The organism is Bacillus sp. CZDM1 (assembly GCF_055502545.1).
In genome coordinates this window covers 1-13,407 of the sequence record NZ_JBUESO010000001.1, presented here as the reverse complement: position 1 = coordinate 13,407, position 13,407 = coordinate 1, and the positions used below count along the sequence as shown (strand labels likewise).

The following is a 13,407-nucleotide window of genomic DNA, read 5'->3' as shown; positions in this document are numbered from 1 at the left end:
ATAGGCTTGCAATGATGGCTAGAAATATTTACAATAGAATTAACTTATGATGAAACGGAGGTGTAAAGAGATGGTTCGTTCTATTTTTGTACGTGTACAGTGGCTTGAAGCGCTATATTTGTGCCGTGCAATTTTTCATGAAGTAGTTTTCAAAGGGGGTAGTCTGTCCTTTTTTCAAAATTACAAAATGAATATAGAACGATAAACACATCTCTTTACCCATTATTAAAATAAGTGAAAAGAGGGTGCCTTTTAAGCACTCTTTTTTCATGCCAATTTTTCGGTGCGGGTATCTATGGATGCCTGCATTTTTTTATGTAAAGAGAGTGTTCAATAAAAGGAGAATGAACATGATCGTATGCAGTGTTAATCATATAGCAAAATCATTTGGCGGAAATATTATTTTTGAAGATTTATCCTTTGAAGTCCACGAAGGTAATCGAGTGGGCTTGGTTGGACGAAACGGCAGCGGGAAAACCACATTGTTAAAGATGCTTGCTAATCAAGAATCAGTTGATGGTGGAGCGATTCATTGGAAAAAGGGTTTGAAAATCGGCTACCTCGCCCAAATTCCTGATTATAAGGACTTAACCGTGAAAGAAGTATTAAAAACTGCATTTGTGCAATTAGTAGAAACAGAAACAAAACTTCAGCAATTAGAGTTTGAAATGGGGCAAGAGCTGACTCCTGTCCATTTACAAAGGCTTATGGATCATTACGGAAAGCTCCAGGATGATTTCATTCTAAACGGCGGCTATGAAATGGATGCACAAATGGACATGGTTTCCCATGGGTTAAATATTATTGAGCTTTTAGCTAAACCTTTTTCACTCTTAAGCGGCGGTGAAAAGACGAAGGTTGGACTCGCGTTAAGTTTATTAAAGAAACCTGAGCTGCTGTTATTAGATGAACCGACAAACCATTTAGACTTAATGGCAATTGAGTGGCTTGGGACATTCCTTAAGGAATATTTAGGGACAATTATCCTCATTTCTCATGACCGCTACTTTTTAGATGAGGTCGTAACCAAAGTTCTCGACATGGAGGATGGCGAAATTGTGCTTTACCATACAAACTTTAGCGGGTTTGTAAAAGAGAAGGAAGAGCGAATGCTAAGGGAGTTCCAGGAATATCAGGAGCAGCAGCGAAAAATCAAAAAAATGAAGGAGGCAATTAAGCGTCTTCGTGAATGGGCAAATCGTGCCAATCCACCTAGCGCAGCACTTCATAAACGGGCTACGAATATGCAGAGGGCACTGGATCGGATCGAGAAACTTGACCGTCCGAAGCTTGATGTGAAGAAAATGGCGATTGATTTTGAAGCCAATGACCGGAGCGGAAAGGATGTTATCCAATTAGAGGGTGTCTCAAAAAGCTTTGGCAGCCGGACTTTGTTTGAGAAAGTAAATATGCTTGTTCAGTACAAGGATCGGACCGCGATTGTTGGTGAAAACGGAACAGGGAAATCGACGCTGTTAAAGATGATTCTAGGTGAATGTGAAAGTGACATGGGAATTGTTAAGATTGGTAGTAATGTGAAAATCGGCTATTTATCACAGCATGTCTTCCATACCATTGGAGAGGAACGGGTAATTGATGTATTTCGGTCTGAAGTAACCGTTAATGAGGGGGAAGCAAGACATATTCTAGCGCGATTTTTATTTTACGGACCAGCGGTATTTCGAAAGGTCAATCAATTGAGCGGCGGCGAAAGAATGCGATTGCGCCTTGCTCAGCTGATGTATCAGGATATTAATCTTCTCGTGCTGGATGAACCGACTAACCACTTGGATATTGATTCGTGTGAGGTTTTAGAAGAGGCATTAGAACAATTTAACGGCACCATTTTGGCAGTATCTCATGACCGTTATTTTCTCAATAAATTGTTTACTAAAATTTATTGGCTTCAGGACGGAACTGTTTATTTCTTTGACGGAAACTATGACTGGGCAAAAGGAAAGCTAAATGCAGGAAAGGTTTCACAGCCAACACCACCTAAAAAAATAACACCAATAAAGAATGAAAAGCCTTTTAAAGCAACGGCAGTCACCAACAAAGCTGTAGAGATTGAACAAAAGCTTGAGGAGTTAGAAGGCCTCATTTACACATTGAAGCAGAGGATGGAATCAGGGATAGATTTGGAAATGCTTCAAAAACAATACACCGAATTAGAGCAGCTGGAAATAGAAAGGGAACATTTATATAAACAACTGGATGATGTCGTTTAAGTTCACAGTGAATCCTCAAGAGAAGTTCTCTCTTGGGGAATATTTTGTTAGCGTTTATAATGGAAATGAAAGCAAAAGAGGAGGAATAAAATGGTTTATCTAGCGGATGAGTCTCGTTATGGAACAATGAAATACAATAGAAGCGGTCGATCTGGCTTACAATTGCCAGCAATATCATTAGGGCTATGGCATAATTTTGGCGGAGTGGATACATATGAGAATGGCGCTTCAATGCTTAGAAGAGCATTTGATTTAGGAATTACTCACTTTGACCTTGCAAACAATTATGGGCCGCCGCCTGGGTCCGCAGAAGAAATGTTTGGCAAAATGATAAAAAGTGATTTTGCACCTTACCGAGATGAGATGATTATTTCCACGAAGGCTGGTTATACAATGTGGCCAGGACCGTACGGGGACTGGGGTTCAAGAAAATACCTTATTTCTAGTCTAGATCAAAGTTTAAATCGAATGGGACTAGACTATGTTGATATATTTTATTCTCATCGTCCAGACCCTAATACTCCACTTGAAGAAACGATGGGCGCACTAGATTCAATTGTCCGCCAAGGTAAAGCATTGTATGTTGGTATTTCAAACTATAGTGCGGAGCAAACACAGGAAGCGGTAAAAATCTTAAATAGATTAGGAACTCCACTTGTTATCCATCAACCAAGCTATTCAATGTTAAATCGCTGGATAGAAAATGGATTGCAGGATGTACTACAAGAAAATGGAGTAGGCTCGATTGCATTTTGTCCGCTGGCGCAGGGCTTGTTAACGAATAAATATATAAATGGAATCCCAACTGATTCCCGAGCGGCAAAAACACAAAGCTTTTTAAGTAAAGATCAAGTGACAGAAGATATAGTAAATGTTGTGAAAAAGCTGAATGAGGTTGCGGTTGACCGCGGACAAAACCTAGCACAGATGGCTCTTGCGTGGGTTCTTAGGGAAGGCAGGGTAACATCCGCTTTAATCGGTGCCAGCAGGGTAAGTCAGATAGAAGAGAATGTAGCTGCTTTGAAAAACCTTTCCTTCTCTGATGAAGAATTGAATAGGATTGAGGATATCTTAAAAAGTTAAATCTGCGAATTTCTTTCCCTGCAATCAGCCTCATGTTGGACGATTCAAACTGCATTGTTTCTATCAGCCAACAGGTGAAGAATGCGAGAATATTTATAACACCTATTAATTCGAATGGAGCCGTATTTCTCGGCTCTAATTTTTTTGCTTTTCGAAAGATACAGCAATCATTATAATTAGATTTATTAAAATGTTAAGGTTGGTCCGTCCAAAATGAAAAGATTTTCTTTGAAACAATTAATTCTTCTCCTTACCGTTACACTTACAGGTGTAATATGGTCCGTTATATTTCATCGGCCTCTAGTAATTGGGTTTCTTCCAGGTTTTCTTATTCTAGTCTATCTTTCAAAACAGAATAAGCAGGGTGTTAAACAAATTCTCCTGATAAGTATCAGAGGGGTTTATAAGACTAGGATTGTAATATTAATTCTATTCCTAGTTAGTTTTTTACTCCCGTCCTGGTATCTTTCAGGAACGATAGATCAAATGGTCAAAATCGCTCTAAATTTTATTAATCCGCATTATTTTTATGTTTTAACATTTGTCGCTGCGTTGGTTTTTTCTATGCTACTTGGAACAACGGTTGGAACACTTAGTGCGATTGGTATTCCTATATTGGGGACAGCTGTAGTTTTAAATCTGCAGGCTGAGATTGTAGCAGGAGCATTGGTTTCTGGGGCGTTTGTCGGTGATCGAACCTCTCCATTTTCGAGTGCTCATCAGCTGCTAGCACATACAATTGAATTACCAGTAAAAAAACAATGGAATGCGATGTTATTTACTACATTCATCGCTGTGGCAGTGTCTTTTCTTTTTTACGGAAGTTTCGATTTCTTTTCTGAAGTAAAAGTACATCATTTAGAGCCATTACGATGGAGTGAACTATCGTTGTTAAAGTTTCTACCACCCATCATTTTACTACTCTTAGTTCTGTTTCGAGTTAGTATTATTTATGCCTTTCTAACAAGTATCATTTCTGCAGCTATCATTTCGTTGATTGAAGGTGTTGCTCTAGTAGAAATAGCTCTCGCTTTTTGGAATGGAATTGAAGGTGTAGGCGGGGGCTTTCTTCATATGTACGAACTATTGCTTTTTCTTGCCTTAGCGGGTGCCTATAATGGTCTATTGGAGGAACTGAACGTCATTCAGCCATATCTTGATAAATGGCTGCAACGTTCAACTTCTTTAACAGGAGACACGTTTAAAACCTTGCTAGCCACTCTGTTAATCAGTTTTATTGCCGCCAATCAAACGCTGCCAATTATCCTGACGGGAAGGTCCTTTTTACCTCATTGGTCAAGTAAATATGGGAAAGAGGAATTGGCAAGAGTGATGGGTGATACCACCATGCTTTTTCCGGGGATGGTGCCTTGGAGTGTATTGGCAATTATGTGCAGTACCATAGTCGGAATCCCGATCTTGGAGTATTTGCCCTATGCATTATTTTTATGGATTTTACCTTTTTTAACGCTAGCGGTTTCCTTGTTCAAACATGTCCGAAAATCAAAACGTATAGCAACTGCTTAAAGTAATGTGCCTTTTTGTTAAGAATGAACTCCCTTGTAGCCACATATAAGTGGTTATATAGATCTTTGGACAAGGGATGGGGATCATGCTTAAAAAATTGGCGGTTATCGGATTTGGAAGTACGATGATTGGGGTTGGGGTGAACGGATTTATTTTACCCTTCCATCTTATTAATGGCGGAATGTTTGGGATTAGTATTTTATTTAACTATCTATGGCATTTTAGTATTGGGTTGACGTTTATTTTTTTGAATATTCCTGTTTACTTACTAGCGTATAAGTCTGATATAAACTACTTTACTTACGGATTAATCGGGGCTTTTTTCTCAGGCTTCATGATTGAAATCTTAATGCCTTTAAAAAATGTATTTCATTTACCCATTATCAGTTCTGTGATTATTGGTGGTACTATCGTTGGAATTGGGGTAGGGACGATGTTAAGGAATCAGATAAGTCCAGGCGGAATGGATTTACTGGCTCTACTGATTGCAAAATGGACAAAGGTTAACGTAGGGATCATTGCTTATGCAATTGATACTGTGATTATTATCTCGAGTCTGTTGCTGCTTCGGGAGCCTAGATTACTATATTCGTTATTAATTGTTTCGATTGTTGGATTACTAGCGACAGCCATCACCTCGGTCGGACATTATGAAAAATGAAGAGGTTTTAGTAAAATAGGGTCATTAATATTGAATAGAGGTTACTATGTTGAAGTTAGTAAATGATCATATAAAAGAGAATTTAAAGATTCTATTCGTGGGATTTAATCCGAGTATTCGTTCAAGTGAAACGGGGCATCATTTTGCCAATCCCAATAATCGGTTTTGGCGCATTTTACATGATGCAGGTTTGACTCCTCGGAAATTCGAGGCTGCTGAAGATGCTAGGCTATTAGATTTAGGGATGGGGATTACCAATATTGTAGCTAGACCTACGAAAGCTGCAGATGAGATTACAAAGGAAGAATATAAAGAGGGCAAAGAAATACTTAGGAATAAAATTGAGCTGCTAAAGCCGAGGGTAGTCTGTTTCGTTGGTAAGGGAGTTTATCAGGAATACAGCGGTATGAAAAATGTTCCGTGGGGGAGGCAGGAGAAAGCAGTCGTCCCCGGAACAATTGATTTTGTCGCACCATCATCCAGCGGCTTAGTAAGAATGAAAGTGGAAGAAATCGTAGAAATCTATATCGGACTAAAGGAAATAATAGAGTAATTTTAAAAAATTTATATATATTTCGATTTATCAGCGTTAAATCAAATATTTCAGCGATGAACAAAAACTCGACGGACCATACGAGTCCCGTCGAGTTATTTTTCGAACTTTTTACGATAATGTGCCAAGGCAAGCAAAGGAAAAATATAGCGGTAGCTGTGATAATGTAAATAAAAAGCCCCGGCCATTCCTTGTCCTTTTGGATACGCAGTAGTCCAATCTTCTTTGTCTAGGTTCTTCATCAAATAAGAAATACCTTTGCGGATTTCAGCAGTGGGTTTTTCTGAAACGCTTATTAATGTGTCTAGTGCCCAGGAGGTATGAGTTAAGGTGCTGGTTCCAAGTGGTTTATAGGATTGGTTACCGTCACTATAACAGGATTCACCCCAGCCGCCATCAGCGTTCTGAATACGATGCAGCCATTGTATTGCTTTTTGAATCGAAGCATCACGAGCAGGAACCCCAACACCTGCTAAACCAGTTACCGCGCCCCAGGTACCGTAAATATAACAAATACCCCATCTTCCATACCAAGAACCATCCCATTCTTGATGATCTAGCAGCCATTTAACTCCCTTTTTAATACTTTGATGGTCTCTTGATAAATTGGTATAGTTACCAAAAAACTCTAGAGTACGGCCTGTTATATCTGGGCATGATGGATCAGTTAGGATAAACTGAGCCTTCTCAATAGGTAGAAATTCAAAAATCTTGGTATCGGTATTTTTCTCAAAAGCAGCCCAGCCACCGTCGTCGTTTTGCATGGAAAGTAACCAGTTAATCCCCCGATTCCACGTATCGGAAGAATTTATTCTAGAAATTGACCTCAAAGATGCAGTTGTATCATCGACATCTGGATTGATCGTATTAATATCTGAAAAGCCCCACCCTCCTGGCAAACTGTTAGGATTATGAATCACCCAATCTCCGAATTTGTCGTGCTGCCGTGATAGTAAATATTGATTAGCTTTCAAAACCATTGAATCCTCTGGTGAAATTCCTGCTTCTTGCAGTGCGTAGCCAATTAACGAGGTATTCCACACATTTGCCGTCGTGTATTGCATATGCGGAAGTCCGTTAATGGTCGTTCTCATTGCTTTTATACCATCAATAGCCGCTGTAATAACAGGGGCGTTTTTCTTATATCCAGATGCGAGGAGGGCGAAAATCATTAAGAAGGTGGAGCTGTAGTAGCTGTAAAACGTCCCATCTGTTTCTATGTGGTCGAGCATATATTTTTTAGCCCGCTGCAGTGCCAGCTTATGAAGCTGTGGGGGCAACCCTATTAAATCCTTAACCCCTTTTTCAATAAAAGAGAAAAGGGAACGCATTTCCTCCGAACGAACCCAGGTATCAGAATTATCCCGGCCTACACGGATATCGGAAAGGTCAGGACTCTTTTTCGTTGTTGTCGTAAATTTCTTATCAGTGAGAATAAGCAAGGGGGTCAGATTTGCCCTGCCGTAAAGAGAAAAGGAATAGAAATTGATTGGAAAATTGAGTGGTAAAAGGATTATCTCTATCGGAAGGGGGGAGAAGGATGGCCATTTCATTTGCCCTGTTATGGATAACATCACTTTTGTAAACATACTAACTTCATCCAAACCGCCCTTGGATAAAATAAATTTTTTTGCAGCACTAAGCCGTTTATCCTGCTTTTCAAAGTATCCAGAATATAGGAGTGCATAATAGGATTCTACGGTGGCAGTGAGATTACCAGACACTTCATCATAAAAAAGCTTCCATGCACCATTCTTTTCTTGACTCTGTAATATCCTCTCAGCCAGCCCTTTAATTAATTCTTCATCATTTATTTCCATTGTCCGTAATAAAATGATCATATAGGCATCTGTCGATAATCCAGTTTCAAATGGATAATTCCAGGAGCCATCGGGAGACTGATCCCTTCTAAGCATTTCAACAAGCCAGTCAATGCCTTTACTTGTATTGATCATCGCTAACCGTTCATCCTCTCCCAATTGAATATTCTCATCTATACATATTCAGTAAGTAGACAGAGAATTCTCGAGGGAGGTTATGATTATTTTTTTTATCAGAAGCAGAGAAAAAACTCCGATTGAAACCATTAAGGACGAATTAAAGGTAAAAATGAAAAAGGGTACAGTAATTGACTCCAATACATTAACAAAAGAGGAACAATGCCTTTTAGAAAAAATCAGAAAGTACACAAGTGAACTGAACCTGAATAATGTGACAAGGACTAAGGCCTATTTTGATGTTTATCAAAAACATCCCGAAATCCATTGGGCATTTTTAGGACATATGGTATCTAGAAATGGCGGCTGGAACATGACCGATTTAAAGGGTGATTTCCTCACACGCCTGCTTACGAATAAAGAAAGGAATGACTTTTTCACCTTTTTGGAACGCGGAAATTGGCTGATTTTTCAAGACGCTTATCCACAATTTTTACTATACAGTGAAAGCATAAAAAGAAAGAAACCTTTATTTTATTTGTTGTCTTATTTGAACATATCTACCTTTATGGAGACGATTTGGAATCACTTTTGGAGGGTACCTGACACCTATATTCTCACAATGGCTCTTATCATTAATGAACAAAATTATTTGGAAAAAAGGGTGATCCAAAACCCCATCTACCAGAAGGCTGTACTAACAACGATGGAGTTTAAGCTTCAGGATGTGCTCTCATTTAATCATATTTTGTTTCCCTATCGAAAAAAGAGCCTTGCCGGGCAAACACTCCATCAGTTTCAATCCTTACATGAGCGTATTCTTTTAGGAAAAAGATTATATAATGTACTTTTTCAGAAAAAGGAATTATTTGTACAATGGGCAAAAGTACACCGCCATACAGGGTCTAGAAAAGATTATTGGCCGCATATTTTTAATAATGTTAATGAGGGAATTCCTGGAATTCCCTATCAGCTTCGCTTAAATGCCTGCAAGCTTAGATGGGGAGCAAGAAAAATATATAGTCCAAATTTAACGAATGCGTGGAAAAATGTTCTTCACCAAGATGCGGAAAAGGGAGATTGGTTTAATGATTGGCAGATAGCTGACTATCTCTCGGAGCTTAATGAAACACAAATTAATGGGGAGATTGAATATGAATACTGTAAAACGCTTGAAAGGCTTGAACTTGCCGCCTTGGCAAAAAAAGTCATTACCATTTTTAATTAAAGAATATGGCCCTGTAGTCATATTGGCAATTTTGCTGGGTACTTCCTTAGATCTTTACTTTGTTGGCAAGAAAATGTACATGTTCCCAATTCGGCCATTTCCTGAGGTGTTGTCGTTTAATGTTGCCTTCACCTTTGTAGGACTGCCAATTCTTGTTCTGATTTACTTAATGATGATGAAAAAGGTTACTAAATGGGGGAAGGTTGGAATTATTTTATTTCTAAGCTTACTGATGCCGATATTTGAAAGGTTTTCTGAACTTTTTGGTCTGTTCGAGCATTCTGTTGAGTGGAAGCATATCTATAGCTTTTATGGCTATCTGGTTTTCTTTTCATTTATTTTTTTGTTTTATCAATTAACAAATAAAGAACATTAAAAAAGCCAAGACCTTAGGTCTTGGCTTCTTGTAATGCCGCTACCAACGACACTACGTACCCCTTCCGTCCGTACAGTGGTTAAGTGTCCCGCAACAAGCGAATGTTCGGAAGGGGTACTGTTATAATACCACAATATTGAGGATTTAATCCATGAAACTTTCTTTTCTGTTAGGAAAAGTGTATGATAAAAATGATTTTTTACATAAAGGAGATGTTCATAGTGACTAAAAAAGGACACATTCAAATGCAAAACGGAGAAAAAATTGAATTCGAATTATATCCAAACGAAGCACCTGGTACTGTTGCAAACTTTGAAAAGTTAGCAAAAGAAGGTTTTTACAATGGGTTGAATTTTCACCGCGTTATACCTGGATTTGTAAGCCAAGGTGGTTGCCCAACTGGAACTGGAACAGGTGGCCCTGGTTACACAATTAAATGTGAAACACAAGGAAATCCACACACACACGTACCAGGTTCTCTTTCTATGGCGCATGCTGGTAAAGATACAGGCGGAAGCCAATTCTTTATCGTTCATGAGTCACAGCCGCATTTAAATGGTGTTCACACTGTTTTCGGTAAAGTAACTTCTGGACTTGAAGCGGCAAAAGCAATGCGTAATGGTGATGTTATGGAAAAAGTGGAAGTATACGACGAAGAATAGAATGTACGAAACGGAGCCGAGCAATTGGGCTCTTTTTTCGTATATTCAAAACGCAAGAATGAATCCAATCTCTCAGGGCAAATTAACTTAAAAACATCAATATGGGGGTTTTTATGAAAAGATTTGCACTGTTTATTATCCCTTTTCTGTTGCTATCCTTACTTAGTCCAGCATCAGCTGAAAAAAATGACCAAAGGCAGTTTAAGGCAGCGATTGTAATTGATGATTTTGGCGGCGGTATAGGTGGAGTGAGAGATTTTCTTGAAGGAGACATCCCCATCACAGCCGCAGTAATGCCTTTTACAGAGCATTCAGCGAAACATGCAAAATGGGCTCATAAAAACGGCTTTGAGGTCATCGTTCACTTACCGATGCAGCCAAAAAGAGGAAAGCGTTCGTGGCTCGGTCCGAAACCCATTACGGTAGATCTTTCACCGAAAGAAGTGAAGCAAAGGGTGGAGGATGCATTAAAGTCCGTTCCCTATGCAGTTGGGCTGAACAACCATATGGGTTCACTAGCTGTTGAGGATGAGGAAATCGTAAGAGCGATCGTAGAAGTTGCAAAGGAAAAGAAGTTGTATATTATCGACAGTGGTACAAGCTCTAAATCAAAGTTTCCAAAGGTTACAGAGGAAATGAATGTGCCACTTTTAAAAAGAGATGTCTTCCTAGATGATATATCCTCCTTAAGCCATGTGAGAAAACAGATGAAAAGATTGGCTAAAATAACTGAATTTACTGGAAGTGGAATTGCCATTGGACATGTTGGGGTAACAGGAAAGGTATGTTCAGTAGGTATTTATCAATCAATGGAAGAATTTAAACAACGTAACATCGAAATTGTGCCTGCCTCTCAGTTATTTTCCACACAATTAACAAAACAATATTTAATACCATAAAACAAGGCAACTGCGGGTTGCCTTGTTTTATGTTAAAATACGTGACAGACAAAACTAATAGAAAAAAGGCTGTAAGGGAGAAGAAATTCACTATGAAACTAGTATCTTGGAACGTCAATGGGCTTCGAGCCTGTGTAAATAAAGGCTTTTTAGATTATTTTAATAATGTTAATGCAGATATTTTTTGTGTCCAGGAGACAAAATTACAAGAAGGTCAAATTACTCTTGAACTAGAGGGGTATCATCAATATTGGAATTACGCAGTTAAAAAGGGATATTCAGGAACGGCGGTTTTTACAAAGAAAGAACCAATTTCAGTCACTTATGGTTTAGGAAATGAAGATTCACAGGATGAAGGTCGAATTCTTACATTAGAGTTTGAGGATTTTTATCTTGTAAATGTTTATACACCGAACTCTCAAAGAGATTTAGCTAGACTAGGCTTTCGATTAGATTGGGAAGACAGAATCATCAAACATTTAAAAGATTTAGACCAGGTTAAGCCTGTAGTTTTATGTGGAGATCTAAACGTGGCTCATAAGGAAATTGACTTGAGAAATCCAAAATCTAATTTAGGTAATTCTGGTTTTACAGTGGAGGAACGCGGAAAAATGACTTCCCTGCTGGAGTCAGGATTTGTAGATAGCTACCGCCATTTTTATCCGGAAAAAGAAGGCGCTTATTCGTGGTGGAGTTACATGGCCAAGGTTCGTGAGCGGAATATTGGCTGGCGGATTGATTATTTTATTGTCTCCGAAAAACTTCGTGACTCTTTAATTTCTGCAGATATTCATTGTGAAATAATGGGCAGTGATCATTGCCCTGTTGTTCTAGAATGTGAATTGTAAAGTCTTATAAGTTTTTCTTATGATGAATCATAAAAACCTTGTAATTTTAATTATCGATTGATTAGAATAAATTAGAATTAAGAGGTGATTCAGTATGGATATTAAAAAAGACGTTCAGCAGCAATTTGGGAAAAATGCAAACTCTTACGTTTCCAGTCCCATTCATAAGGATGGAAAAGACTTAGCAAAAATGGTGGAAATGGCCAAACTAAATGGTCAGGAAGTTCTGCTTGATATTGCAACTGGCGGCGGACATACAGCCAATGCATTTGCACCATTGGTTAAAAAGGTAACAGCAGTCGATCTTACTGCAGAAATGCTGGCAGCGGCTGAGAATTTCATTAAAGATAATGGGCATCAAAATGTTGAATTTATCCAAGGTGATGCCGAGCAACTGCCATTTACGGATGAATCATTTGATATTGTTACCTGTAGAATTGCGCCACATCATTTCCCTCATGTGGATTCATTCATAAAGGAAGTACATCGAGTATTAAAGCCGAAAGGACAATTCTTACTTGATGATAATGTAGTTCCAGAGAATAAAGAATACGATCAATTCTATAATTCGATTGAAAAGTTACGGGATTATAGCCATTATCGTGCTTGGAAAAAATCCGAATGGATCCAAAAGCTTGAGGAAAGTGGTTTGGAAATATTTGAATGGCACCGATTTGAGAAGACTTTTCGTTTTGAACCATGGTGTGCGAACATGAAGCTGCCGGAACCTGAAAAGAGTCATTTAACGCAATTGATTCTTAAATCATCAAAAGAAATCAAACATAAATTTAGAATTCTGATTGAGGATGATAAAGTTGATTCTTTTGTTGGAGAAGCCATTGTTTTAAAGGCGATAAAAAGGTAAGTAAAAACCCATAGTATAAAAGAGGATGATCTCTTTTATACTATGGGTTTTTAAAATTCAAAAGGACTGTGCAGGTTATTAAGTGCTGTTCCAAAAACATCAAATTCAGGTGATTTTTCACCGTTACTTGAGTTTTCATCCTGGTTTTCCTGATTTGTAAGAATTTTGTCAGCATCTTTTTTCTGGATATAACTCAAGGTACATCATCTCCTTTTTTTGGGAATGAATCATATTGTATTTTTTCCCATTAAAAAGGTTCTAAACCATTTTATTTTTTATTTGGTACAAATTCTTTGAAGGATTTACTGCTGGGATTGGCTAATTTATTAGTATTTTTCACTTCTAAAAAAATCATTAAAAATTAGTGTTGATTTTTGTCGTAATTCGTTGTAAGATTATCAATGTCGCCGCTACGACGTGGCGAAATTAGCAACTTAGTTTTCTATTTTAGTTTTAAATACATGCGGGTGTGGCGGAATTGGCAGACGCACCAGACTTAGGATCTGGCGCCGCAAGGCGTGGGGGTTCGACTCCCTTCAC

General features: G+C 38.4%; 14 protein-coding genes and 1 pseudogene. 13 read left to right on the top strand and 2 right to left on the bottom strand.

Translation table 11 applies throughout. From position 1 onward, the window contains the following. Nucleotides 1-46: 46 nt before the first annotated feature. The 7 genes and pseudogenes from ACY3XC_RS00075 to mug all read left to right on the top strand — a co-directional run bounded on the left by ACY3XC_RS00075 (nucleotide 47) and on the right by mug (nucleotide 6,052). Nucleotides 47-205 carry an RAxF-45 family protein gene (locus tag ACY3XC_RS00075; RefSeq protein WP_464866769.1) on the top strand — a complete coding sequence of 53 codons (159 nt, stop codon included), beginning with the start codon at nucleotides 47-49 and terminating at the stop codon, nucleotides 203-205. Nucleotides 206-344: 139 nt separating this feature from the next. Next, nucleotides 345-2,228 (top strand): ribosomal protection-like ABC-F family protein, encoded by a 1,884-nt coding sequence (gene abc-f, locus ACY3XC_RS00070; protein ID WP_464866768.1) that lies wholly within the window; start codon nucleotides 345-347, stop codon nucleotides 2,226-2,228. A 90-nt stretch (nucleotides 2,229-2,318) separates the two neighbouring features. Next, nucleotides 2,319-3,311, top strand: a complete 993-nt coding sequence (gene mgrA / locus ACY3XC_RS00065; RefSeq protein WP_464866767.1) for an L-glyceraldehyde 3-phosphate reductase — start codon at nucleotides 2,319-2,321, stop codon at nucleotides 3,309-3,311. 22 nt (nucleotides 3,312-3,333) lie between these two features. Beyond that, nucleotides 3,334-3,420: pseudogene (locus tag ACY3XC_RS00060) on the top strand (cell wall hydrolase); the annotation flags it as partial. Between the two features lie 104 nt (nucleotides 3,421-3,524). Continuing rightward, the gene (locus tag ACY3XC_RS00055) at nucleotides 3,525-4,838 is read left to right on the top strand and encodes a Na+/H+ antiporter NhaC family protein (protein ID WP_464866766.1); all 1,314 of its coding nucleotides are present in this window, start codon (nucleotides 3,525-3,527) and stop codon (nucleotides 4,836-4,838) included. Nucleotides 4,839-4,923: 85 nt separating this feature from the next. Beyond that, complete coding sequence (locus ACY3XC_RS00050; protein WP_464866765.1) at nucleotides 4,924-5,499, top strand: YitT family protein; 576 nt, start codon at nucleotides 4,924-4,926, stop codon at nucleotides 5,497-5,499. Nucleotides 5,500-5,548: 49 nt separating this feature from the next. Then, a complete protein-coding gene (gene mug, locus ACY3XC_RS00045; protein WP_464867439.1) occupies nucleotides 5,549-6,052 on the top strand; it encodes a G/U mismatch-specific DNA glycosylase in 504 nt (167 codons plus the stop codon). 95 nt (nucleotides 6,053-6,147) lie between these two features. Here mug and shc read toward each other — a convergent pair whose 3' ends face one another. Further along, complete coding sequence (gene shc, locus ACY3XC_RS00040) at nucleotides 6,148-8,007, bottom strand: squalene--hopene cyclase (RefSeq protein WP_464867438.1); 1,860 nt, start codon at nucleotides 8,005-8,007, stop codon at nucleotides 6,148-6,150. Nucleotides 8,008-8,089: 82 nt separating this feature from the next. Between shc and ACY3XC_RS00035 the strand changes: the two genes are divergently transcribed. The 6 genes from ACY3XC_RS00035 to ACY3XC_RS00010 all read left to right on the top strand — a co-directional run bounded on the left by ACY3XC_RS00035 (nucleotide 8,090) and on the right by ACY3XC_RS00010 (nucleotide 12,867). Then, complete coding sequence (locus ACY3XC_RS00035; protein WP_464866764.1) at nucleotides 8,090-9,217, top strand: DUF2515 domain-containing protein; 1,128 nt, start codon at nucleotides 8,090-8,092, stop codon at nucleotides 9,215-9,217. Further along, the gene (locus ACY3XC_RS00030; RefSeq protein WP_464866763.1) at nucleotides 9,144-9,593 is read left to right on the top strand and encodes a CBO0543 family protein; all 450 of its coding nucleotides are present in this window, start codon (nucleotides 9,144-9,146) and stop codon (nucleotides 9,591-9,593) included. The genes ACY3XC_RS00035 and ACY3XC_RS00030 overlap by 74 nt, the downstream gene beginning before the upstream one ends. A 245-nt stretch (nucleotides 9,594-9,838) precedes the next feature. Beyond that, nucleotides 9,839-10,255: a peptidylprolyl isomerase gene (locus ACY3XC_RS00025; protein ID WP_179159280.1), complete on the top strand. Its 417-nt coding sequence runs from the start codon at nucleotides 9,839-9,841 to the stop codon at nucleotides 10,253-10,255. Between the two features lie 113 nt (nucleotides 10,256-10,368). Further along, nucleotides 10,369-11,154, top strand: coding sequence for a divergent polysaccharide deacetylase family protein (locus ACY3XC_RS00020; protein WP_464866762.1), 786 nt, complete (start codon nucleotides 10,369-10,371; stop codon nucleotides 11,152-11,154). A 92-nt stretch (nucleotides 11,155-11,246) separates the two neighbouring features. Beyond that, on the top strand, nucleotides 11,247-12,002 hold the full coding sequence (locus ACY3XC_RS00015; protein ID WP_464866760.1) for an exodeoxyribonuclease III: 756 nt from the start codon (nucleotides 11,247-11,249) through the stop codon (nucleotides 12,000-12,002). A gap of 94 nt (nucleotides 12,003-12,096) precedes the next feature. Then, on the top strand, nucleotides 12,097-12,867 hold the full coding sequence (locus ACY3XC_RS00010; RefSeq protein WP_179159030.1) for a class I SAM-dependent methyltransferase: 771 nt from the start codon (nucleotides 12,097-12,099) through the stop codon (nucleotides 12,865-12,867). Nucleotides 12,868-12,917: 50 nt separating this feature from the next. Here the strand turns inward: ACY3XC_RS00010 and ACY3XC_RS00005 are convergent, their stop codons facing one another. After that, nucleotides 12,918-13,064, bottom strand: coding sequence for a hypothetical protein (locus ACY3XC_RS00005; protein WP_179159029.1), 147 nt, complete (start codon nucleotides 13,062-13,064; stop codon nucleotides 12,918-12,920). Between the last annotated feature and the right edge of the window lie 343 nt (nucleotides 13,065-13,407).

Excerpts from the sequence above, each read along its gene's own strand:
- ACY3XC_RS00030 (WP_464866763.1), top strand. The coding sequence starts at position 9,144 with ATGAATACTGTAAAACGCTTGAAAGGCTTGAACTTGCCGCCTTGGCAA.
- ACY3XC_RS00015 (WP_464866760.1), top strand. The coding sequence starts at position 11,247 with ATGAAACTAGTATCTTGGAACGTCAATGGGCTTCGAGCCTGTGTAAAT.
- shc (WP_464867438.1), bottom strand. The coding sequence starts at position 8,007 with ATGATCAATACAAGTAAAGGCATTGACTGGCTTGTTGAAATGCTTAGA.
- ACY3XC_RS00025 (WP_179159280.1), top strand. The coding sequence starts at position 9,839 with ATGCAAAACGGAGAAAAAATTGAATTCGAATTATATCCAAACGAAGCA.
- ACY3XC_RS00035 (WP_464866764.1), top strand. The coding sequence starts at position 8,090 with ATGATTATTTTTTTTATCAGAAGCAGAGAAAAAACTCCGATTGAAACC.
- ACY3XC_RS00050 (WP_464866765.1), top strand. The coding sequence starts at position 4,924 with ATGCTTAAAAAATTGGCGGTTATCGGATTTGGAAGTACGATGATTGGG.
- ACY3XC_RS00075 (WP_464866769.1), top strand. The coding sequence starts at position 47 with ATGATGAAACGGAGGTGTAAAGAGATGGTTCGTTCTATTTTTGTACGT.
- ACY3XC_RS00055 (WP_464866766.1), top strand. The coding sequence starts at position 3,525 with ATGAAAAGATTTTCTTTGAAACAATTAATTCTTCTCCTTACCGTTACA.
- ACY3XC_RS00020 (WP_464866762.1), top strand. The coding sequence starts at position 10,369 with ATGAAAAGATTTGCACTGTTTATTATCCCTTTTCTGTTGCTATCCTTA.
- ACY3XC_RS00010 (WP_179159030.1), top strand. The coding sequence starts at position 12,097 with ATGGATATTAAAAAAGACGTTCAGCAGCAATTTGGGAAAAATGCAAAC.
- mgrA (WP_464866767.1), top strand. The coding sequence starts at position 2,319 with ATGGTTTATCTAGCGGATGAGTCTCGTTATGGAACAATGAAATACAAT.
- abc-f (WP_464866768.1), top strand. The coding sequence starts at position 345 with ATGAACATGATCGTATGCAGTGTTAATCATATAGCAAAATCATTTGGC.